Below are 22,022 nucleotides of genomic sequence, written 5' to 3'. Positions count from 1 at the left end.
GCCTCGAATGGTTGCGTACTCATCGAACTCGCAAACGGGGAATTGACCCATCGCTTGAGGCGTCGTGGCGACGCGCGCGGCACTTTGGCCCCGAGGCCACGGTCGACGCCCCCTTGTCCGGCGAATCCACATGCCGGAGCACCGCCCTCTCAGGGGCAGCCGCCCTGAGTTAACGGCAGATTCGGACAAGAGTTGAGTGCCACGACGACATCCGGGTTGCGCGGCGGCAAGTCGAGCGGCTGCGGGCAGGGTGAGGCCGACGGCGCGGCCATCGCCCCCCCTTATTGCGAGGCTCGCTGCGGGCGGTGTGCGGGTAGCCCACGCACCTGATCGTCGTACCAGGCAGCGGCGGCAAGCCAGAGCATGGTCAGGTCGTTGGGGGTGAAGCTCGGCAATCCATTGCACGCTGCGCGGATTGCGTTGAACTCCCCCGATTCGGCCGCCTCGCTGGCGTTCAATAGCAGACCCAGCTCGCCATGCCGTTCGAGCAGTGCCCGCCGGATATCGGCTTGAATCGGCAGCGTAGTCACGACGTCCTCGATCGTGCTGCCGAACAGCACATGAACCAGCGAGAACACGCCCGCAATGAACGCGGTCTCGGCAGACCGATCGTCATCGGGCCACAGCCGGCCAGCGGCAAGTTCCATGAATCGCGCACGCGTGCCACACAGCTGCGCCAGCGGATCGGTGCGCAACGCGTCCAGACGTTCGTCTGCAAACAGGAGCAACTGTGCCCAGCGCGTGATTTGCCGCGTGCCGACCAGCATGATCGCCTCACGCAGTGATGAAACTGCCTGGCTAAGCCCGACCGCGCTCGAATTGAGCAGCATCAGGAGTTGAATGACGAGGTTCGGAATCCGCTTGAGTTCGGCTTCGAGTTCGACAATCTCCGGTTCGCCGCCCAGAAGCACGAGCAGCCGCAGCAGCGCGTCGCGCGATGGCTTGATGCGCCGCGATGTCAGCACCTGCGGCTTCGCAAAGTAGTAGCCCTGAAACAGTTCGAAGCCGGCGCGCATGGCGGCACCATGGTCCTCCGGTGTTTCGACTTTCTCGGCGATCGAAACCTTGCCGTGCTGCCTGACGGCGTCGATCAGCTCGGCAAGGTGTTCGTGCGGGCATTCGAGAAAATCGATCTTGACGATATCGACGTAAGGCAGAAACTCGAGCAGGCGCGGGGAAACCCGAGAAACGTCATCCAGTGCGAGCCGGTAGCCCGCGCGCCGCAGTTCGTTACAGCGCCTGACGAGCGCCTCGTCGAACGTCACGGTTTCGAGGATTTCGAGTACGAAGCGTTCACGCGGCAACAACCGGACGATGTCGGACATCAGCACCGTCCGGTCGACGTTCACATAGCCGGTGCGATCCCCCAGTGCGGCGTTGAGGCCAATATCGCCGATGAGTCTCTCGATGACCTGCGCAGTGGCAGCAGCGTCATCCGTGATTCGGGCGAGATTGGCTGTCCCGGAGCGGAACAGCAGTTCGAATGCGTTCAATACTCCGCTGCGGTCCAGAATCGGCTGCCGCCCGAGGTAGACGTATTCCGGTGTGGCGGCTTTGCTGTCCGACGTCGGTTGATCGTCGGCGGGCCCGGGCAACGGTGCTCTTGTATTCAATCTTGAACGATTCCCTTTGAGTTGAGGTCTCGCGGATGCCAAGCGGGTATCCGTCGCATCCGGGGAGTTCGTTGCGCTGATGGCTGGCGTCGTCTCCGGCTTCTTCAACGCTCACGAAGACGCATCATAACCTTCCGTGCCGGCGCCGACCCGTGCGGTTTGCTCCGCCTGTCGGTCACTCGTGACGCGGATGGCCGCCTAAAAGCTGTCCCATTCTCCAGCCGCGGCGGTTTGCGCTGCCAGAACGGGCTGCGGTGTGGGCCGATCCGGAGCTGACCTTGCCGGGGTCCGGGCGCGCGTCGGAGCCGCGGTCGTGTGCGTTTGCGTGACGGGGCGGCTGACTTCGGCGTCGCGCGAGGCGTTCAGTCTGAACATCGAAACGGACGCTTTCAGATCGTTCGCCTGCAACTCGAGCGAGCTGGCGGCGGCCGCCGCCTGTTCGACCAGCGCCGCGTTCTGCTGCGTGACTTCGTCCATCTGCGTGACGGCCTGGTTGACCTGGCCGATACCCTTGCTCTGTTCCTGCGATGCGGCTGTGATTTCCCCCATGATGTCCGTCACGCGCCTGATCTCGTACGTAATCTCGCGCATCTTCGCACCCGCTTCCCGTACATGGCCGGCACCTGCCTGCACGCGCTCCACGGAATCGTGGATCAGCTCCTTGATTTCCTTGGACGCCGCCGAGGAGCGCTGTGCCAGCGAACGTACTTCCGAGGCGACCACCGCGAAACCCCGTCCCTGCTCACCCGCCCGCGCCGCTTCGACAGCCGCATTCAGCGCGAGGATATTGGTCTGGAACGCGATGCCCTCGATGATACCGACAATGTTGGCGATCTTGTCCGAGCTGGCGTTGATGCCATCCATGGTTTCCACCACGCGTGACACTACGGTGCCGCCCTGCTCCGCCACCTGGGCAGCCTGCGCGGCGAGTTGGCTGGCCTGACTGGCATTGTCGGCATTCTGGGTGACGGTAGAGGTCAATTGCTCCATGCTGGCCGCCGTTTCCTCGAGCGAGGCGGCCTGCTCTTCGGTGCGCTGCGACAGGTCCTGGTTGCCCGCCGCAATCTGGTGCGTGGCGGTAGCGATCGAGTCGGCCGAAACCTTGATCGTACCGATCGTCTGCGTGAGCTGCTCCTGCATGCGCTTCATCGAAAAAAGCAGGCTCGAGCGGTCGTCCGCTGCGGTCTTCACCACGGCGGTCAGATCGTTGCCGGCGATCCGGTTTGCAATCTCGGCGGCATAGGACGGCTCACCGCCCAGTGAGCGCATGATGCCGCGGTTGAGCAGCAACACGACAACCGACAGGGCGACGGCCAGTACCACCAGAATCCCGAGACTCTGGTACAGCGTCGAGCGGAATGCGGCATCGAGGTCGTCGACATAAAGCCCCGTCATGAGAATCCAGTCCCACGGCTGATAGGTCAGGTTGTAGACGATTTTCGGAGAGGCTTCGGTTCTCCCCGGTTTCGGAAAGGAATATGCAGTAAAACCCCGGCCGGCATGCTTGATGACGGCGACCGTGTCCCTGAAGAAGTAGACGCCGTTCGGATCCTTGAAATCGCCGACGTCCTTGCCTTCCAGTTCCGGTCTTGCAGGGTTCATCAGCGCCGTCGGCTGCGAATTGAGGATCACGAAATAACCGTCTTCGCCGTACCGCATGTTCCGGACGCTGTCCAAGGCCCGCTTCTGGGCTTCCGCTACCGGCATGGCGCCGGCGGCAGCCTGATCGCCAAAGGTCTTGACCACGCTCACGGCGATCTCCGCTGCATGTTTCAGGTCCGCCTTGCGCTCCTCCAGCCGCATTTCTCGAGTCTGGTAAGCGTTGTAGACCGATATGCCGGCGAGACACAGCAGGCTCAGGATGAGTGGCAACCAGAGTTTCTGCGCAAATGACAGCTTCATGTGCTTACCGACCTTGCAGATTGACCAATGGGTAGGAGAAGGTGCGAAGCCGCACTCTGCAGAGTGCAGCTTCGACGGAATACTTGCAGATAACGGCCCGAGATCGATCGCGATTAGCAGTCGATTCTGGAGCAGTCCCTTCTGGAAATTGCAAAATTCCCGTTGCCGATATGTGATATGAGCCGGCGCGGGCGCCGCGGAAGAAAAATGCCGGGCGCCGGAACTGGAGCTCGCTCGAGGGAGCGGACAGGAGACGATCAGCGCCTGGTGGATTCCTGCACATTCTGCGTGACAAATCAATGCGCCAAGGACCAATAGGCGTGCCGACGGCCGTTCACGATCGGGTAACGGTCATGCACGATAGTTGGCATGAAGGGCGGCTCATGGTCGGACGGCGACATCCACGGAAATCCGCGAAGAAACATTTTTCGAGACGAAGGCTTGTCGAAAGAAATCCGCTCCGCTAGACTGCCCTTCGTCTTTGGGGAGTAGCCTGCTTTCCGCCCCGCGGAAAGCGAACGCGTCAACACACTCGGCTTTCGGCCGTGGCGCGTTCGGCCGATTCGGTCTGGCGAGACCATGGGCACATCGCGTCGTTCCTGGTCGGACGTCGGCGGATGTGCCATGGTTCGTCAGCGTCCGACCACGGAGTCCCCATGTTCCTCCCAGCCGTTCCCCCGCGCCCCATCGCCCGCTACGCACCAGCCTGCGGAGGTGCCGCATGACTTTCATGTTCGTCGAACTGGCGTTCATGCTGCTCGTGATCCTCGTGGCCGCCGAAGTCTTCACCAATGCGCTCGAACATCTCGGCGAACGTCTGAAGATTTCCGAAGGCGTGACCGGTTCGCTGTTCGCGGCCGTCGGCACCGCGCTGCCCGAAACGATGGTGCCGCTGCTCGCGCTGGCCGGCGGTACGGCGAACCAGGCCGTGAACGAGGAAATCGGCGTCGGCGCGATTCTCGGCGCGCCGCTGATGCTCGCGACGCTGACCACCTTCCTGATGACGCTCGCCGTGATCCGCTCGCGCGGGCTGCGCGGCACGATCGCGCCCGAGCGCACCGGTTTCGTGCGCGACATGAACTACTTCCTCGCCGCGTTCTCGCTGGCGACCGCGGCGATGTTCGTCCCGCATCACAACTGGGCCGTGCGCGCGCTGCTTTCCGCGATGCTGGTCGGCATCTACGCGATGTACGTCGTGATGACGTTCCGCGCGTCGAGCCAGCTCGTCGATGCCGGGCACGGCACCGAGGCGCCGCACACGATGTTCCTGGCGCGCACGGGCCTGCCGACCAACCTGGCGACCATCGCGCTGCAGTTGCTGCTCGGCGTCGCGCTGCTGGTCGGCGGCGCGAAGGGCTTCATTCACGGCGTGGAGGGCGTGTCGCACGTGCTCGGCATATCGGCGCTGCTGCTGTCGCTGATCATCGTGCCGATCGCCACGGAATTGCCGGAGAAGGTCAACAGCGTGCTGTGGATCCGCCGCAAGAAGGACACGCTCGCGTTCGGCAACATCACCGGCGCGATGGTGTTCCAGGGCACGCTGCTGCCGGCGATCGGCATCATGCTGACGCCGTGGGAGCCGCGCCCCGAAGTGCTGACCGGCGTGATCGTCACGCTCGCGGCGGCGGCCTGGCTGCGCATCAATGCGCGCAAGCGCGGGCTCGCGATCTGGGCGTTGCTGGCGAACGGCGCGGGTTATGTGGTGTATCTGTTCCTGACGCTGGCGCGCTGAAGCCAGGATCGGGCGCATTGCCCGACACGCACACGCGCGCGGACGCGGCAACGTCCGCCGCGTCCGCGCGATGCGCTTCACTGCATTGACGCGGGCTAAAGCAACGCCCGCATCCGGACGATCAGGATGCCTTCACCAGCTTGACGATCGTCATCGTGCCGTTGACGTTCTCGATCCGGACCTTGACCTTGTCGCCCACATGCACCTGCTCGAGCATGGCCGGGTCCTTCGCCTTGAACGCCATCGTCATCGGCGGCATCCCGACGTTGTCGAGCGCGCCGTGCTTCAGCGTGACCTTGCCGCTCGCGGCATCGACCTTCTTCACTTCCGCATCGGTCAGCGCGGCATGCGACTCGGCCGAACCGTCCGACGACATCTTCATGCCGGACATGTCCATGCCCGACATGTCGCCGGCGGCAAAAGCGGGGGGTGCGGAAACGCCGATCGCGAGAACGGCAGCGGCGGTAGCAATCAATTTCTTCATCGGGATTCTCCGGTTTGGGTGGATGGCACGTTCATGCCGTGAGGAACTGCATCGGAATGCCGCGCATCGCTCGCGCGCCGCACACGACGGCGCTGAAGCAGAAGCCACGCGGCGGGAATGACGAACATCGACAGCAGCGGCGCGGTGACCATGCCGCCGACCATCGGCGCGGCGATGCGCTGCATGACTTCGGAACCGGCGCCGTGCCCGACCATGATCGGCACGAGGCCGGCGAGCACGACGGCGACCGTCATCGCCTTGGGTCGCACGCGCAGCACCGCGCCTTCGCGAATCGCATCGAGCAGCAGCGCGTCGGTCAGCGGTTCGCCGGCGTCGAGCCGGCGCGTCAGCGCGCCTTTCAGGTACAGCAGCATCACGACGCCGAATTCGGCGGCCACGCCCGCGAGCGCGATGAAACCCACCGACGTCGCGACGGACACCGCATGGCCGAGCCCCCACACGAGCCAGAAGCCACCGACCAGGGCGAACGGCACCGTCGACATCAACAGCAGCGCGTCGGCCGCCGAGCCGAACGTGAGAAACAGCAACACGAAAATCACGACGAGCGTCACCGGCACGACGGTGCGCAGCGTCGCCGCCGCGCGTTCGAGATACTCGAACTGCCCCGACCATGCAATCGAATAGCCGGGCGGCAACGCGACCTGCTGCGCGACGGCCTGTTGCATCGCACGAACCGCCGTGCGCAGATCCGTGCCGCGAAGGTCGACATACACGTAGCCGGACAGCCGCGCGTTCTCGCTGCGGATCATCGGCGGGCCATCGGCGATCGCGATGCGCGCGACGTCGCCGAGGCGGATCTGCGCGCCGCGCGCCGTGACGACCGGCAGTTGCCGCAGGTTCTCGAGCGAATCGCGGATCTCGCGCGGATAGCGGATGCTGATCGGAAAGCGCTCGCGCCCCGCGATCACTTCGCCGACATCGTCACCGCCGACCGATGACGACACCACCGACTGGATATCGGCGACCGACAGCCCGTAGCGCGCGGCGGCGAGCCGGTCGATATCGACGTCGATGTAGCGGCCGCCGTTCAGCCGCTCCGCGAGCGCGGACGTGACGCCCGGCACGCGCTTCACCGCCGCCTCGACCTGCGTCGCGATCGCGTCGATCCCCTTCAGGTCCGGCCCGGAGATCTTCACGCCGACTGGCGTCTTGATGCCGGTGGACAGCATGTCGAGCCGGTTGCGGATCGGCGGCACCCACACGTTCGACAGGCCCGGCACCTTCACCGTGCGATCGAGTTCGTCGACGAGCTTCTCCGGCGTCATGCCGGGCCGCCATGCGCTGCGCGGCTTGAAGCGGATCGTCGTTTCGAACATCTCGAGCGGCGCAGGATCGGTCGCGGTATCGGCGCGGCCCGACTTGCCGAACACGGTGTCGACCTCGGGCACGGTCTTGATCAGCCGGTCGGTCTGCTGCAGCAGCTCGCTCGCCTTGTCGGCCGAGATGCCCGGCAGCGCAGTCGGCATGTACAGCAGGTCACCTTCGTCGAGCGGCGGCATGAATTCGCCGCCGAGCCGCGACAACGGCACGGCCGTCAGCACCAGCGCGACGACGGCGACGCCGATCGCGAACCACGGGCGCCGCAGCGTCGCCTCGAGCAGCGGCCGGTACACGCGGATCAGCACGCGGTTGATCGGATTCGCGTTCTCGTGCGGAATGCGGCCGCGCACGAGATAGCCCATCAGCACGGGCACCAGCGTGACCGAGAGCCCGGCGGCGGCGGCGATCGTGTAGGTCTTCGTGAACGCCAGCGGCGCGAACAGCTTGCCCTCCTGCCCTTCCAGCGAAAACACCGGAATGAACGACAGCGTGATGATCAGCAGCGAGAAGAACAGCGCCGGCCCGACTTCCGCGGCCGACGCCGCGACGAGTTCCCAGCGGCGCGCGGCCGTGATCGGTTCGCCGGGATGCGCGTGGTCGTATGCTTCCAGATGCTTGTGCGCGTTCTCGATCATCACGATCGCCGCATCGATCATCGCGCCGATCGCGATCGCGATCCCGCCGAGCGACATCAGGTTCGCGTTGACGCCCTGGTAGCGCATCACGATGAACGCGGCCAGCACGCCGAGCGGCAGCGACAGGATCGCGACGAACGCGCTGCGCAGATGAAACAGGAACACCGCGCAGACGATACCGACGATCACGAATTCCTCGATCAGCTTGTCCTTCAGGTTGTCCACCGCGCGCTCGATCAGTTGCGAGCGATCGTAGGTCGTGACGATCTCGACGCCGGGCGGCAGCGAACGCTTCAGGTCGGCGAGCTTCGCCTTCACCGCGTCGATCGTCGTGAGCGCGTTCTTGCCCGAGCGCATCACGATGACGCCGCCCGTCACCTCGCCCTGCCCGTTCAGCTCCGCGATCCCGCGCCGCATCGCCGGGCCGACCTGGATCCGCGCGACGTCGCCGAGCAGCACCGGCGTACCAGCGTCGTCGGTGCGCAGCACGACGTGCCGGAAATCGTCGAGCGTGCGCAGGTAGCCGGACGAACGCACCATGTACTCCGACTCAGCCAGCTCGACGACCGAACCGCCGGACTCCTGATTGGCCTGGCGCAGCGCGTCCGCAACCGCCGCCTGCGTGATCCCGTACGCGCGCAGCTTGTCGGGATCGAGCACGACCTGGTACTGGCGCACCATGCCGCCGATGCTCGCGACTTCCGATACGTCCGGCACCGCCTTCAGCTCGAACTTCAGGAACCAGTCGTTGAGCGCGCGCAGTTGCCCGAGATCGTGATGGCCGATGCGGTCGACCAGCGCGTACTCGTACACCCAGCCGACGCCGGTCGCATCCGGCCCGAGCGACACGGTCGCGCCCGCGGGCAGCCGGCTCTGTACCTGGCTCAGGTATTCGAGCACGCGCGAACGCGCCCAGTACGGGTCGGTGCGATCGTCGAACAGCACGTAGACGAACGCGTCGCCGAACGACGAGTACGCGCGGACGGTTTTCGCGCCGGGCACGCCGAGCAGCGTCGTCGTCAGCGGATAGGTCACCTGATCCTCGACAACCTGCGGCGCCTTGCCCGGATACGACGCCTTCACGATCACCTGCGTGTCCGACAGGTCGGGCAGCGCATCGAGCGGCGTCTGCCGCAGCGAATGAACGCCCCATGCGGCGATCAGCACCGTCGCGAGCAGCACCAGGAAGCGATTGTGGATGGACCAGCGAATGATGCGCGCGATCATCGTTCGCCTCCCTGCGGCTCGACCTTCGTCAGCCGGTAGCCGTCGTCGGTCTGTGTGAACGCGAAGCGCACGGTCTGCCCTGGCTTCACGTCCGGGAACGCCTGTGCCGACGGCTTGCCGAACGCCATCGTCATCGCGCCCCAGCCGAGCGCCGGAACCGGCTGATGCGAGAACGTGATGTCGTCGGCCGTGACCTTCTCGACCTTGCCGGTGGTTTCGTAGATCGGCGCCGCTGCTGCTGCGGACGATGCCGCCGCGCTTGCTCCCGCGGCCCGCTCCAGCTTCGGCAGCACGCTTTTCAGGCTGGCTTCCGAATCGATCAGGAACTGCCCCGATGCGACGACCGTATCGCCTTCGTTCAACCCGTCGAGCACTTCCGTGTCGCCGCCGACGTCGTTGCCCACCGTCACCGACACCGGCTGAAGCCTGCCGTCGCCGTTCTTCACGATGACGATCGTGCGCTTGCCGGTCGCGATCACCGCTTCGGACGGCACGAGCAGGCGCGACACCGTCTGTTTCGCTTCGACACGCACGCGCATCAGCATGCCGGGCGTGAGCTTCAGCGCTGCGTTGTCGATCTCCACGCGCGCCTGCAGCGTGCGGCTGCCCGTGCTGATGCCGGGCAGCACTTCGCGGATGCGCCCGGTGAAGTGCCGCGCCGGATCGCCCGCGAACGTCGCGTCGACCGACATCCCCGGCTGCACGTTCAGCGCGAGCGCCTCCGGCACCTCGACGATGAGCCACAGCGTCGATAGCCCGGCGATCTTCGCGAGCGTCTGCCCGGGCGCGACCATCGCGCCGTCCCGCACGTTCAGCTCGCTGACAACGCCGTCTTCCGGCGCGCTCAGCACGACGTGCGTCTGCGCGCGGCCGGTGCGATCGAGATTCGCGATCATGCCGTCGGGAATCGACAGCGCCCGCATCCGCGCACGCGACGCATCGAGCAGGCTGCCGTCCATCCCGCCGCGCTTGAGCGCGAGATATTCCTCCTGCGGCGCGAGCCAGTCCGGCACGAACAACGACGCGACCGGTGCGCCCTTCGCGATGCGCTGCATCGGCGCGCGTGCATAGAGACGGTCGATGTAACCGGTGACACGCGACTGGACGACGTCCGCGCGCGATTCGTCGAACTGCGTGGTGCCCACCGCGTCGAATCCGGCCGCCGTCTGCTGGCGTCGGACGGTCGCGTAGCGAATGCCGAGGTTCTGCTGCAGGCCCGGATCGATCCGGATACCTGAAGAACCACCGCCTTCGTCCGCATAGACGGGCAGCAACTGCATGTCCATGAATGGCGATTTTCCCGGCTTGTCGAAGTGCTGGTTCGGCACCATCGGATCGTGCCAGTACAGCACCTTGCGTCCCGTCTTCGGATCGGTCTCGGCCGCAGGTGCGGCAGCGGGTGCCGCGGCCGTTGCGGCCATCCCCGCGCCGCTCGCCGCATGGCGGACGCCCGCGAAATAGCCGGCGCCGAGCAGCGCCGCGGCAGCGAACGTCAATAGCGCCGCACGCGCCAGTGATTGCTTCGTCATGAGGTTCTCCTTCACTGCGCGGCGGCCAGCATCGCCGGCACGACCTGATATTCGAGCTGCGCCCAGGTCTGCGACACGTCGCGCCTGAGATCGAGCACCTGCAACTGCGCTTCCAGTTGCGCACGCCGCGCGGCGAACGTGTCCGCAAGCGAACCTGTGCCGGCCCGGTACGCGGCGTTGGCGAGCTGCACGCGCTGATCGGCGGCGGGCAACAGCGCCGCGCTCAGGTTCGCGATGCGTTCGCGGCCGTTCGCCAGCGTTTCGGACTGCGTGCGGATATCGGCCTGCACCTGACGCAGCGTGTCCTCGTACATCAGTCGCGCCTTCGTCGCGAGCGCGGCCTTCTCGGCAACGTCGCGGTTCTGGCGGTTCTTGCGGTTGAGCGGCAGCGGGATCGAGACACCGACCGACACCATGTTCGAATACGCGCCGCCGCGCTGCTGGTACGCGATCTCCCACGTCCAGTTCGGGCTGCGCTCGCTGTTCGCGACCGCGGTGTCGGCTTCGGCGACCGCGATGTCGTCCGCGGCGGCGACGAGCGCCGGTTGCGACAGACGAAGCTCGTCCGGCGGCAGCGACGACACGAAGGATTCGGGCGCGGGCGGCGTCCCCGTCACGTCCGCGACCGGCGTGGCCGTCCAGCGGGCAAGCGCGATGAGTGCGGAGCGATACGCCTGCTGCGCCTTGAGCACCTGATCCTGCGTTTGCGCGAGCATCGCGCGGGCCTGCACGACATCGCCCGCGCCCGCCTTTGCGCCGCGATATGACGCCTGCGTCGCGTCGAGTTCATGGTTCATGTGCGCGAGCAGCGCCTGCTGAAGCGCGAGCGCCTGCTTTGCGTAGACGGCGTCGAGCCAAGCCGTCGCGGTCTGCCTGCGCACGGCGGCGAGCTGCACGAGATACCCCGCGCGTTCGCGGCCGACCTGCTCGTCGGCCAGCGCGGTGCGCAGCCGCCGCTTGTCGCCGGACACCCATTCCTGCTCGATGCCGATGCGGCGCATCGTCATGAAGTCCTGGCCGACGGTGAAGCGCTGCCCGCCGTTGACCGGCAGGTTGTCGATGCCGGCCTTGAGCATCGGGTCCGGCAACTGGCCGGCCTTGACGGCTGCTTCCGAACTCGCGTGCACCGAAGCCTGCGCGGCCTGCATCGAAGCGGAATGATCGGTGGCGGACTGCAGCGCTGCGTCCAGCGTGAATGGCGACTGCTGCGCGTGAACGGCGCTCGCCACCAGCAGCGCGGCCCACAGCACGGGCGCGCGCCGACACGCACGCCGCGTGCGCGGCGTGCCGAAATCGAATGACATGGTTTAACCCCAACATCGGAACCCAAAGGGATTCCACGTCCTGAGCACAGGACGAACCTCACCGTCTGGGCGGTGAACCGGTCGAATCGGGATCAGCTAATGCGTGGAGGGCGCCACAACCCGCTCGGGTCGCGGACCGGGACGGACTGCGTGTAGTGGAAGACGATCGTGCTGGCGAATGCAGCGGGGCGGCTGACGTCGGCGCGGGCGGCCGGGTGATAGAGACTGCCGAACTGGCATTGGGCCGTCACCTTGCAGGCCATGGCCTTGGCTTTGGCCTTCGCTTTCGCGCTGTCGGCGGCGGGCGACTTCATCGAGTCGCAATCGCTCATGTCGGCGGACATCTTCATGCCGGTATCCGCTTCCATCGACATCGTGTGCTGCATCGGACATTCACCGGTCAGGCCGCTGGCTGCCAGCCCGCTGATGGGCAGCACCGCGCAAAGCAGCAGCAGGATGAAGGTCCGAAACAGTTTCATGGCGGCGATTATAGCGCGGCATTTTGCTGCGTGGCGGCGCCTCGATAGCGCAAAACGGTCGCGGTGCGGCAGGATGACGCGCCATATCCGCGACCGTCGCCGCGCGCTACCGCGACAGGCCGTCCGCCGCCAGCACGGCCTGCACCGCCGGCCGTTCCAGCACGCGCTCATACCATGCCCGCAGATGCGCATACCGGCTCAAGTCGATATCCGCGTTGTACACCGAGCGCATCCAGTCGGCCTTGCCCCAGCCGGTCAGCGCGAACAGGTACGCATCCGCAACCGTGAACGTGTCGCCCGTAACGAACGCCTTGCCGTCGAGCTGACGGTCGATCCATGCAAAGCGGCTGTCGAGCTTCTGCCGCGCCGGCTCCACGTACCTCCCCGCCTGCACCGCATACAGCAGCGGGATGAAACCCTTGTGGATCTCGGTGCCGAGGAAGTTGAGCCATTCCATCAGCCGGTAGCGCGCGAGCGTGCCGTACGCGGGCGCGAGCGCGGCTTCCGGGCGCAGATCCGCGAGATACTGCGCGATCACCGGCCCTTCGCGCAGCATCGTGCCGTCGTCGAGTTCGAGCAGCGGCACGTAGCCGAGTTCGGTCATGTCGTAGTAGTTGCGGCCGCCTTCGACGACATGCTTGCGCGCGTCGACGTTGACGATCTCCGCGTCGATGTCGCCTTCGTGCAGCACGATGCGGATCGCCTGCGAACAGCTGCCGGGAGCGTGATAAAGCTTCATGCGTTTCCTTCGTTGGTTGTCCGTGTATCGATTCGTCGCGACGCGGGCGCTAATATCTCGCATCGGCGCATGGCCGGGAAGACGGCAGTCGTTTGTGCCGTAGTCACAAAAAGTTTACCGACCGGGGTTCAGCAGGATGAAAACGAGTGCGACAGGATGTTCCGTTGAAGAAGCGATGCGCATGCTCGGCGGCCGCTGGCGGCTGTTGCTGGTGTCGTATCTGCTCGACGGGCCGCGGCGCTTCAGCGACCTGCGCCGCGACATGCCGGGCATCTCGCAGCGCATGCTGACGCTCGACCTGCGCGCGCTGGAAGACGCGGGCCTCGTGCGGCGGACCATCTATCCTGAAGTGCCGGTGCGCGTCGAGTACGATCTGACCGCGGACGGCGACCGGCTGCGGCCGGTGGTCGAAGTGATGCGCGAATTCGGGCTGTGGCTGAAGGCGCGCGATGCCGATGCGTCGTGCGATAACGGCGCGACGCCCGAAGCGGCGGCGGCAATTGAAACGACAAGCCGATAACCCCGACAACCTATTACGCAGGAACCTACGTTCATGGACCTTCACGCTACCGTCGGCGCGGCAACGTCCGACCTCGACGACGACGAAAGCTTCGCCAACATCTACTGTCACGACGCGGAGCAGGATTATTGCTTCGCGCTGTCGCGCTTTCCGGACGACACGCTGATCGAAGTGATGGTGCGCGACCAGATCAACCTGCGCGTCAAGGATCTGTCGGTGCGCCTGACGGACGACACGATCGACGTCGAGATCGAACCGGGCATCGCCGCGCGTCTCGACGGCGAGACGCGTTACGTGATCCATCTCGCAGCCGGCCAGTACGATCCGGTCGCGCTGCGCGCCGCACTGAAGGAGATCTTCGTCGGCAAGAGCGGCTATCGCGACGAAAGCGCGCACGGTTAGTCGATCGCCTGTACGCCGGCGCGGGCTTCTCGCGCACAATCACCTACATCGCCGCGATGACGCTCGCGGGCAGCCTGTCATACGGGCTGCTGGTCGGCAAGGTCGAGCGCATCGACGCCTGACCGTTACGCGGGCGGCACGCGCGTGCCGCGCTGCGCGTCAGAACCTCGAGAACCCGTCGCGCGCGAGGTCGTGCGGATTTCGTCCGCGCCGAAGTCGAACTTCGTGAATTCGCCGATGCCTGCGCCGAGCGGCAGGATATCCTTGATCAGTTCGGTCATCTGAATCTTTCGTCTCTCGATTGAACAAAGCAGAGACAAAGTTACTCACTTACACTGCCTCGGCATGTCCCCCTTCGGGGGCCAAACGATGTTTCGCGGGGCGCGACGTCGCAAGGACACCTGCCGGTGTTTCCCCTTAATGACGTTTTTCACCGCAATCGCTACAATCCCGCCGCTTCTCACCGGGGAACCGCATGCCGCTGAACGTGAACCCCCTCCACCGCGACAACGACCGCTTCAACGTGTCGTTCAAGGCGCTGGGCGAGCTGATCGAGACGGTCGGCACGCCGCACTTCGTGCCGCGCCTCACGCAACTGCTGAACGACGTGGTGCCGCTCGACGTCGCGCACGTCGAACGCTCGCGCGTCGACGGCACGATGCCCACCGGCTTCCGATGCGAATGGATCGGCAGCAGCGGCATCGGCACCGCGACGTCGGACATCTCGGACGTGATGACGCTCTACTACGAGCGCTTTCTCGACAGCGACCCGCTGTTCGCGGGGCTGCGCGGCAAGACGGGCACGATGCTCGTCGTGCGCGACATCGCGGCGATCCCGCCCGGCGAATTCCGCCAGCGACTGTTCGACGACGTGCATATCGGCCACGAATGCGTGCTCGCGCGCGGCACGCGCTATTCGCAGCATTCGATCGCGCTGGAGCGCGGCCGCGACCGGCCGCCGTTCACGCTTGCAGAGATGAATCGCTTTCGCAGCATCAGCGACGTGCTGTTCCCGCTGCTCGAACTGCATGCGTCGACCACCGCCGTGCGGCGCGTCGCGCACCCGACGCCCGAAGTCCATCCGCTCGCGCAGTTCGATGCGCGGATCGCGGCCGACGGCGTGAAGCTGTCGAAGCGCGAATACGAAACCTGCAAGCACCTGATCTCCGGCAAGACGGTGCCGGAAACCGCCGGGATCCTCGGCGTGCGCGTCGCGTCGGCCGAGTCGTACGTGAAGCGCGCATTCGCGAAGCTCGGCGTGCGCACGAAACGCGAACTCGCCGCGTGGGGTTCGGCCACCACCGCGCTCCCTTCCGCCGGATCGCACGGCGGCGCCGCGCCACCCGCGATCGCCCGCTGACCTGGCCCGGCCGTGCGGCCGCCTACGGTTGCGCCGCGTCGATGCGCCGGCGCCACTCGCATCGGGACCTGTCGATGTAAGCGTTGCGACTTCAAGATCTTCGCGCGGGCGTTCTCCTCGACCAGCGGCCGATCGCTTCACACCAGAAAGAGGAGACGGCCCTAAGCCCGCGAACTGAACCAGTCGATGGGCGGCAACGAGGTGCCGCGCTTTGGCGGCATCGCCACGATGATGCGGCTGCCGCAGGCCGCGACGCCCGACGGCCACGACGCGTGCTTCGTCGGCGTGCCGCTTGACCTCGGCTCGTCGAACCGCTCGGGTTCGCGCTTCGGCGCGCGCCAGATCCGCACCGAATCCGTGCTGCTGCGCCCGTACAACCTGGCCACGCGCGACGCCGTCACTGTCGATGTGCCGCCGCTTCCGCCTCGGTATCGTGATACTCGGTAAACGCCGTAATCTTGCCGTTTTCGATCGTGATCAGATGCACCCACTCGTCCTCGTACGTGCGCCCGGTCGAATGGACATACCAGCGTTGTGTGCCGCGCACGACGACCCGGTTGCCGCTGGCAATGAATTCGAGCGGCTCGAACCGTTCCGCGGTCTGCGTCGACGCAAGCGCCCCGAAAAACGCCGCGACCTCCTGAGGCCCATGTCTTCTGCCGGCGAACGGAATGAAGCTGGTCGGCCCCGGTATGAACCAGTCGACGCTTTCGGATAACGTCTGCAGGATGCCGTCGATATCGGCCCTGCCGAACGCCGCGTACGCCTGTTGCACCAGTTGAATGTTGCTTTGCTCGGTCATCGTGACCTCCCGTCATCGCCGGTTCGCAGCGTTGCGACGCGAAGCGCGGGCTGCAGTCAATTCAGCATAGTCGAACCGCAGCGCGACACACTTAGGGTTGGCGAGCAATCGAGCGGCACGGATTTGATATGAGCAATCCGGGACGCCACTATCCCGCCGCCACGATGACATGCGCCCGAATCTTGCCGGCCACCGGCGACCATCTGCGAAGGTGGTCGCGCATGCCGACGCGAAGTCGGCTCGATACATGATTGGCTTCGGAACTGGCGAACGGCGCGGGCATCGGGCGTATGCCGAAAAACGCCGTTTCCGCGGCGGGGACGAACGGCGACGACGGGTCGATCAGCGGCATTTACCGAGATTTGCGAATGTGCCGTTTTGTGCGACCGATATATCCCATAGAATATATCGACATCTGCACCACCGGAGACACGCCATGCCCCGCACGCCGACGGACCGCGCACCGCTGCGCGCCGCACGCGACCAGACGTCGGCACCGACTTGCAAGATCAGCGCGCTCAGGCCGTTGCCGAGCGACGGGCGCGCGCAGCAGGTCACGGATGTCGTCGATACGTTCCGGCGCCTGCGCGGCAGCGTCGCGCGCTTCATCCGGCTATTCTCGGCCGCCGCGGACGAAACGCTGTCCGCGATGAGTCTGCGCGAACTGCTGTCGATGCTCGAACGCGACGCGCGCACCGCGCGCTTCACGCGCCTGCCCGAACTCGAACGTGCAATCAGGCAGGCGCGCGGCCTCGAACGCACGCGCGACGATGTGTTCTCCGATTCGTTCAGCAACGATCTGGCCGCGATGCGCGACGCGGTCACCGCGCTGGAGCGCGTCGACGTGCTGCTCGTCGGGCTGTGCGTCGAGTACGTGATGGCGTGCCATGCGCCGGCATCGCTCCCGGTTTCGACCGCGGCGCCGGCCGCACTACCTCAACCCGACCGCTCCGCCACGCTCTGCTGACCGGGGCACCTCGCATTGCTCCGCGATTTCCGCGGAATTTCCACCGTTATATTCCGTGGTATATTTCGCGAATCTTTCGCGCATCCATCTCCGGTCCGACAGTTCCGGATAGAGGTCAACATGCACGCTCCGCCCTTTCGCCTTGCCCGCACGGCGGGCCTTTCGTCGTCCGGCGGCCGTCCGTCCGCGGCAACCGGCGCGCGGATCGACGCATGCTGCGCGCCGTCCCGTGCGCAACTGGCCGAACTGACGCGCCGCGCGCGCCTGTCCGAACTCGATGCGAACCTGCACTGCTCGATCATCGGCACCTGCCTGACCACGCACGAACTGCGCCGGCTCGTGCCGAAATTCACCGATCTCGACCGGCAGCGCGCCACCGATCTCGAAATCCATCACGCGGCCGTCGAGCTCGCGATCGACGGCGCGGCCGGTGCCAAGGCATTGCACAAGGCGCTCGACGAGCGTTATGCCGGTGCGATACGCGCGTTCGACAGCGCGAAGGACGCGGACGAACTCCTCGCACGCTGGAAGGAAGCGCTCAAGCGCGGCGACATTCCGCCCGCGTACTGGGCGCTGATGACGCATCCGCGCACGACGATGGGCGTACGCCAGGCCGCGTTCGGCGACTTGCACATGCTGTCGCACCTGGTCGGCGCGGCCAATCGCGCCGATATCCGGCGGCTGGTCGCGCTGGAAGAAGAGAATGCGGCGCTGCATGCGAAGATCGAACGGCAGCAGGTACGCCTGCACGAGATGAGCACGCAGCGCGACGCGGCACTGAAGGAACTGGAGGCGCTCAACGCGCGCCGGAGCGCGCAGCCGCCGGCTGCCGAAACCGTGTTGCGCGACGAAGTGCACGCACTGCGCGAAGCGCTGGCCGCGCGCGACGAACGGCTCGCGCTGCACACGAGCCGCCGCGAGGCGGCCGAACAGCGGATCGCCGCGGAACAGGCAAGCGCCCGCGCGATGCGCGCGCGGCTCGACGACCTGATGGCGATGGTGAAGACGCTGCGCGCCGAAGCGAGCGCGATCGAACAGGCGGTGCAGGCATCGACGGACGATCCGGCCGAACAGACGGTGGACCTGCTGTCGATGCTTCGGCACAGGCGCGTCGTCTATGTCGGCGGGCGGCCCGGTTCGAACCGTGCGATCCGGCGGATCGTCGAGACGGCGGGCGGCGAGGTGACGATGCACGACGGCGGTATCGAGGATCGCAAGGGCCTGCTGGCCGCGGCGTTACCGGGCGCGCACATGGTCGTGTTCCCGGTCGACTGCATCGATCACGATTCGATGAACCTGCTCAAGCGCATCTGCGAACGCCATCACATCGCGTACTACCCGCTGCGGACCGCCAGCGTCGCGAGCTTCGTCGAACTGATCGGGCGGCTCGATGCGCTGGCGCGCGATGTCGTCGCACCGGACGCAGCCGCGGGCGACACGCCGCGCTTTTGCCTGCGGCACGGCTAGGGCCTGTTTCCGCGAATAACTGGCTCGCGCTGGCCCCACGAACGATTTTTCCAAACAGGGGAGCGTGCCCCAAGCAAGCGTCAACCTGAAGAAGCCGTCAGCGGCGCACCATTTTAGTGAGCGCGGCGATCTCGTCCGCGCAGGCCGCGTACGCGCGCTCCTCGATCCCGCGATAGAGGCGGATGATCTCCTCGCCGACCGGCGTCAGCACGCTGCCGCCGCCGCTCTGTCCGCCGTGCTCGGACACCGTCGCCGGCGATTTCAGCGAGCGGTTCAGTTCATCCATCAGCAGCCACGCGCGCCGGTACGACATCTTCAAACTGCGCGCCGCCGCCGAAATCGAACCATGCTCGCGCACGGCCTCCAGCAGCGCGACCTTGCCCGGGCCGAGCGCGATCGTATCGGCCTGCTGGATGCGCATCCTGAACCGCACCTCTGGCTTGGGGTGTGCCGAAGTCTTCATGTTGTTTGCCGTTAGAACGATGCGGGCAAGCATACACGATGGCCGGCGCGGCAAACGCCGGCGGCACACGTGCCTCGCTCAGATCTCGAGCACGCGCGCGACGATGCCGGCCAGCCGCTTCACGTGGCGCGGCGCGGGCAGGAGGTCGGCGCCGGAAAACAGCAGCGGCGCACCGTCGTCGATCGACAGCGGTGCATCGCCGCACTCGAACGCGACGATCACGTGTTCGCCGACGGGCGTGTTGAACAGCTCATGCCATGAAAACGTGACCGCATAGCCGTCGTGCGCATGCACGGCATAACGGCGGCCGATCGTGCCCCGCGCGTCTCGCGCGCTACGCCAGCACGATGTTCTTGATGACCTTCCTGATGCTCTTGAAGCTGTCGACCGATTCCGCCTTCTGGTCCGTCACGAGTGCGCCGATCCGCGCCGGTTCGCAGAAGCTGATCCGGCTGTTGGTGCCGAGCTTGCTGAAATCGGCCAGGATCGCGACCTCCGCCGCATTGCTCACCATCGCGCGCGCCACTTCGGTTTCCATCCGGTCGTAGTTCGTCGCACCGCGGACGTGATCGACGCCGACCGGCGACAGCAGCGCGAGATCGGCACGGTAGCGAAAGATTTCGGCGACCGTGCCGTCGCCGACCGTCGCGGCCGCACGGCTGCCGATCATCCCGCCAAGCAGGATCGTTTCGTTCTTCGCTTGCGCCGGGTCGCTCGAACGCATCTTCAGCGCGACATCGATCGAGTTCGTGACGATCGTGAGGCCCGACAGCTTCGACAGTTCCTCGGCCAGCAGCGTGGTGGTCGTGCCCGCGTCGATGAACAGTGTCTGCGAGCCCGTGACCAGCCGGGCCGCCGCGCGGGCGATCGCGAGCTTCGCCTTGACGTGCGTCTGCGCGCGCTCGGCGATCGGTGCTTCGTCGCCCACCTGCACCGCGCCGCCATGCACGCGCTTCAGTTCGCCCAGCGCCTCGAGATCGACGAGATCGCGCCGCACGGTTTCCCGCGACACGTTCAGGTCGGCCATGATCCGGTCGGTGGAAACGCGTTGCATCTTCGATAACAGAAGTCGAATCCTCTGATATCGCTCTTCTTGCCACATGAAATGTCCTCGGAGTGAACGTCAATGTTATTCGAACGGCGATCTATGCTGCGCTCTCCTCCATCTTTTTGATGCCGACGAGGGTCTGCAGGGATTGACGGACAGCCTGGAACTCGGCGCTCGTCATCTTCGAAAACACCACGTGGATGCGGTCGTCGTCCGGCTCGGCGTCGTCCTGTTCGATGATGAACTGGACGATGCGCGCCTGGTCGATGCCGGGCATCGCCTGCAGCGACGTCAGCTTCACCGCGCCGCGGCTCGCGAGGATGCGCACGCCCCGCCGCTGCCGCGCGGCGAAGAAGCGTTTCTCGATCGGCTTCAGCCCGGCCAGGATCGCCAGCACGATCGCCGTCGCCGCGATCGCGGCCACGTACATGCCGCCGCCCACGGCCAGCCCGACTGCAGCCACGACCCACAGGCTCGCCGCCGTCGTCAGCCCGCGGATGATCTCACCGCGCAGCATGATCGACCCGGCGCCGAGAAAACCGATGCCCGACACGACCTGCGCGGCGACCCGCGACGGGTCCAGCGACACGTTCTTCGCGTCCTGGATATCCGCGAAGCCGAACGCCGACACGACCATCACCAGCGCGGCGCCCACCGCCACCAGCATGTGTGTGCGCAACCCGGCCGCCCACGACAGGCGCTCGCGCTCGATGCCGACGATGCTGCCGAGCAATGCCGCCAGCAACAGGCGGGAAACGATTTCCAGTTGACTGATCATTCGAGGCTTCCTTTCTTTTACCTTACCGATCCGCTTGATGAAGCGCCGCCCTTCCGGACCGCCGCCCGATTCTTCCTTCCCTCGTCCGCTCGCCGTCGCATCCGGCGAGTTGTATTTTTGTGCGATCTTGCGATTTTGTGCTTTCTAATATACGGTACGAAAAACTGCAAATCCAGACCCAAGTTCGTTTGTTTCATCCGATCAATACGATCGATCGTCGGACCATTCAGGCAACCCGTTCCGGAATACTTGCTTAGGAGACCAACATGATGAAGAAGGCATGGATGCTGGCTGCAACACTGCTGGCGGCGATTGCGACAGCCCCCGTTCACGCGGCCGAAGGCGACGTCTGCAGGAAGGTGACGCTCGGCGATGTCGGCTGGAGCGACATCGCGGCCACCACCGGCGTCGCGATGATGCTGCTGGACGGGCTCGGCTACGAGGCGACCAAGACGATCGCGTCGCCGCCGATCGTGCTGGCCGGCGTGAAGAAGGCGCAGATCGATGCGTTCCTCGGCTACTGGGATCCGAGCATGACGCCGACGGTGAAGCCGTTCGTCGATGCCGGCGCCGTGCACCAGTTGCCGCAGCCGAACCTGATCGGCGCGCGCTACACGCTGGCCGTGCCGCAGTACGCGTCGGACAAGGGCCTCAAGAGCTTCGCCGACATCGCCAGGTTCCGCGACCAGCTCGACGGCAAGATCTACGGGATCGGCGCCGGCAACAACGGCAACGCGCTTGTCCAGCGGATGATCGACCGGAACGAATTCGGGCTCGGCGGCTTCAAGCTGGTCGAATCGAGCGAGGCTGGGATGCTCGTCCAGGTGACGCGCGCCGTGCAGGAGCACCGGATGATCGTGTTCCTCGCGTGGGAGCCGCACCCGATGAACATCAACTACAAGATTTCCTATCTCGACGGCGGCGACAGCGTATTCGGCCCGAACTACGGCTCGGCGAAGGTCTATACGCTCGTCACGCCCGGCTATCTCGAGCGCTGCCCGAACGTCGGCCGGCTGCTGACCAACCTGAAATTCACGACCGACGAAGAGAACCAGTTGATGGTGCCGATCATGAATCACGCGGATCCGGTTGCAGTTGCGAAGGAATGGGCGAAGAAGAATCCCGGCGTGCTGTCGAAGTGGCTCGACGGCGTCACGACCATCGACGGGAAGAACGCCAAAGACGCGATCGAGAAACTCATCGGCGCGTAAGCATGCAATACAAGGAACC

21 protein-coding genes, 2 pseudogenes and 1 riboswitch are annotated in these 22,022 nt (G+C 65.7%); of the genes and pseudogenes, 8 read left to right on the top strand and 15 right to left on the bottom strand.

Annotation, left to right across the window (positions count from 1 at the left end; all coding sequences use genetic code 11):
- Positions 1-281: 281 nt before the first annotated feature.
- Positions 282-1,595: an EAL and HDOD domain-containing protein gene (locus OEJ37_RS06640; protein ID WP_174416684.1), complete on the bottom strand. Its 1,314-nt coding sequence runs from the start codon at positions 1,593-1,595 to the stop codon at positions 282-284.
- A 216-nt stretch (positions 1,596-1,811) separates the two neighbouring features.
- Entirely contained in the window at positions 1,812-3,515 is a 1,704-nt protein-coding gene (locus OEJ37_RS06635; protein ID WP_263343627.1) for a methyl-accepting chemotaxis protein, read from the bottom strand.
- 471 nt (positions 3,516-3,986) lie between these two features.
- Positions 3,987-4,124, top strand: a riboswitch (yybP-ykoY riboswitch).
- Positions 4,125-4,236: 112 nt separating this feature from the next.
- On the opposite strand from OEJ37_RS06635, the gene OEJ37_RS06630 reads away from it, so the two are divergent.
- Entirely contained in the window at positions 4,237-5,247 is a 1,011-nt protein-coding gene (locus OEJ37_RS06630) for a sodium:calcium antiporter (protein ID WP_263343626.1), read from the top strand.
- 121 nt (positions 5,248-5,368) lie between these two features.
- Here OEJ37_RS06630 and OEJ37_RS06625 read toward each other — a convergent pair whose 3' ends face one another.
- From OEJ37_RS06625 to OEJ37_RS06600, 6 genes are all read right to left on the bottom strand, one after another.
- Positions 5,369-5,737, bottom strand: coding sequence for a copper-binding protein (locus OEJ37_RS06625; RefSeq protein ID WP_174416951.1), 369 nt, complete (start codon positions 5,735-5,737; stop codon positions 5,369-5,371).
- Positions 5,728-8,934, bottom strand: coding sequence for an efflux RND transporter permease subunit (locus OEJ37_RS06620; RefSeq protein WP_263343625.1), 3,207 nt, complete (start codon positions 8,932-8,934; stop codon positions 5,728-5,730). The genes OEJ37_RS06625 and OEJ37_RS06620 overlap by 10 nt, the downstream gene beginning before the upstream one ends.
- Positions 8,931-10,463, bottom strand: coding sequence for an efflux RND transporter periplasmic adaptor subunit (locus OEJ37_RS06615; protein WP_263343624.1), 1,533 nt, complete (start codon positions 10,461-10,463; stop codon positions 8,931-8,933). The genes OEJ37_RS06620 and OEJ37_RS06615 overlap by 4 nt, the downstream gene beginning before the upstream one ends.
- Before the next feature lie 11 nt (positions 10,464-10,474).
- Entirely contained in the window at positions 10,475-11,767 is a 1,293-nt protein-coding gene (locus OEJ37_RS06610; protein WP_263343622.1) for a TolC family protein, read from the bottom strand.
- Between the two features lie 92 nt (positions 11,768-11,859).
- Positions 11,860-12,246: a hypothetical protein gene (locus tag OEJ37_RS06605; protein WP_174416690.1), complete on the bottom strand. Its 387-nt coding sequence runs from the start codon at positions 12,244-12,246 to the stop codon at positions 11,860-11,862.
- A gap of 106 nt (positions 12,247-12,352) precedes the next feature.
- Positions 12,353-12,985: a glutathione S-transferase C-terminal domain-containing protein gene (locus tag OEJ37_RS06600; RefSeq protein ID WP_263343621.1), complete on the bottom strand. Its 633-nt coding sequence runs from the start codon at positions 12,983-12,985 to the stop codon at positions 12,353-12,355.
- A 136-nt stretch (positions 12,986-13,121) separates the two neighbouring features.
- On the opposite strand from OEJ37_RS06600, the gene OEJ37_RS06595 reads away from it, so the two are divergent.
- The gene (locus tag OEJ37_RS06595; protein ID WP_174416692.1) at positions 13,122-13,505 is read left to right on the top strand and encodes a winged helix-turn-helix transcriptional regulator; all 384 of its coding nucleotides are present in this window, start codon (positions 13,122-13,124) and stop codon (positions 13,503-13,505) included.
- 33 nt (positions 13,506-13,538) lie between these two features.
- Positions 13,539-13,907, top strand: coding sequence for a hypothetical protein (locus OEJ37_RS06590; RefSeq protein ID WP_263343620.1), 369 nt, complete (start codon positions 13,539-13,541; stop codon positions 13,905-13,907).
- 125 nt (positions 13,908-14,032) lie between these two features.
- Here OEJ37_RS06590 and OEJ37_RS06585 read toward each other — a convergent pair whose 3' ends face one another.
- Entirely contained in the window at positions 14,033-14,188 is a 156-nt protein-coding gene (locus tag OEJ37_RS06585) for a hypothetical protein (protein ID WP_263343619.1), read from the bottom strand.
- Positions 14,189-14,382: 194 nt separating this feature from the next.
- On the opposite strand from OEJ37_RS06585, the gene OEJ37_RS06580 reads away from it, so the two are divergent.
- On the top strand, positions 14,383-15,267 hold the full coding sequence (locus OEJ37_RS06580) for a helix-turn-helix transcriptional regulator (RefSeq protein ID WP_263343618.1): 885 nt from the start codon (positions 14,383-14,385) through the stop codon (positions 15,265-15,267).
- Positions 15,268-15,453: 186 nt separating this feature from the next.
- Positions 15,454-15,663, top strand: a pseudogene (locus tag OEJ37_RS06575) (arginase family protein); the annotation flags it as partial.
- Between the two features lies 1 nt (position 15,664).
- Here the strand turns inward: OEJ37_RS06575 and OEJ37_RS06570 are convergent.
- Both OEJ37_RS06570 and OEJ37_RS06565 read right to left on the bottom strand, forming a co-directional pair.
- Positions 15,665-16,069 carry a nuclear transport factor 2 family protein gene (locus OEJ37_RS06570; protein WP_174416695.1) on the bottom strand — a complete coding sequence of 135 codons (405 nt, stop codon included), beginning with the start codon at positions 16,067-16,069 and terminating at the stop codon, positions 15,665-15,667.
- A 148-nt stretch (positions 16,070-16,217) separates the two neighbouring features.
- Positions 16,218-16,421 carry a hypothetical protein gene (locus tag OEJ37_RS06565; protein ID WP_174416696.1) on the bottom strand — a complete coding sequence of 68 codons (204 nt, stop codon included), beginning with the start codon at positions 16,419-16,421 and terminating at the stop codon, positions 16,218-16,220.
- Positions 16,422-16,505: 84 nt separating this feature from the next.
- On the opposite strand from OEJ37_RS06565, the gene OEJ37_RS06560 reads away from it, so the two are divergent.
- Both OEJ37_RS06560 and OEJ37_RS06555 read left to right on the top strand, forming a co-directional pair.
- The gene (locus tag OEJ37_RS06560) at positions 16,506-17,036 is read left to right on the top strand and encodes a hypothetical protein (RefSeq protein WP_263343616.1); all 531 of its coding nucleotides are present in this window, start codon (positions 16,506-16,508) and stop codon (positions 17,034-17,036) included.
- Positions 17,037-17,156: 120 nt separating this feature from the next.
- Positions 17,157-18,503 (top strand): DUF2325 domain-containing protein, encoded by a 1,347-nt coding sequence (locus OEJ37_RS06555; RefSeq protein ID WP_263343862.1) that lies wholly within the window; start codon positions 17,157-17,159, stop codon positions 18,501-18,503.
- 97 nt (positions 18,504-18,600) lie between these two features.
- On the opposite strand, the gene OEJ37_RS06550 is transcribed toward OEJ37_RS06555, so the two are convergent.
- From OEJ37_RS06550 to OEJ37_RS06535, 4 genes and pseudogenes are all read right to left on the bottom strand, one after another.
- Positions 18,601-18,924 carry a winged helix-turn-helix domain-containing protein gene (locus OEJ37_RS06550; protein WP_047901809.1) on the bottom strand — a complete coding sequence of 108 codons (324 nt, stop codon included), beginning with the start codon at positions 18,922-18,924 and terminating at the stop codon, positions 18,601-18,603.
- 120 nt (positions 18,925-19,044) lie between these two features.
- Positions 19,045-19,260: pseudogene (locus tag OEJ37_RS06545) on the bottom strand (molybdopterin-binding protein); the annotation flags it as partial.
- Between the two features lie 40 nt (positions 19,261-19,300).
- A complete protein-coding gene (locus OEJ37_RS06540; protein ID WP_174416698.1) occupies positions 19,301-20,068 on the bottom strand; it encodes a DeoR/GlpR family DNA-binding transcription regulator in 768 nt (255 codons plus the stop codon).
- A gap of 43 nt (positions 20,069-20,111) precedes the next feature.
- Positions 20,112-20,792, bottom strand: a complete 681-nt coding sequence (locus OEJ37_RS06535; protein ID WP_174416699.1) for an MgtC/SapB family protein — start codon at positions 20,790-20,792, stop codon at positions 20,112-20,114.
- Positions 20,793-21,058: 266 nt separating this feature from the next.
- On the opposite strand from OEJ37_RS06535, the gene OEJ37_RS06530 reads away from it, so the two are divergent.
- On the top strand, positions 21,059-22,003 hold the full coding sequence (locus tag OEJ37_RS06530) for a choline ABC transporter substrate-binding protein (protein ID WP_174416700.1): 945 nt from the start codon (positions 21,059-21,061) through the stop codon (positions 22,001-22,003).
- The last annotated feature ends 19 nt before the right edge of the window (positions 22,004-22,022 follow it).

The sequence above is a fragment of the Burkholderia sp. BKH01 genome, assembly GCF_025685725.1.
Classification (GTDB): Bacteria; Pseudomonadota; Gammaproteobacteria; order Burkholderiales; family Burkholderiaceae; genus Burkholderia; species Burkholderia pyrrocinia_C.
This window is presented reverse-complemented; position numbering and strand designations above follow the sequence as displayed.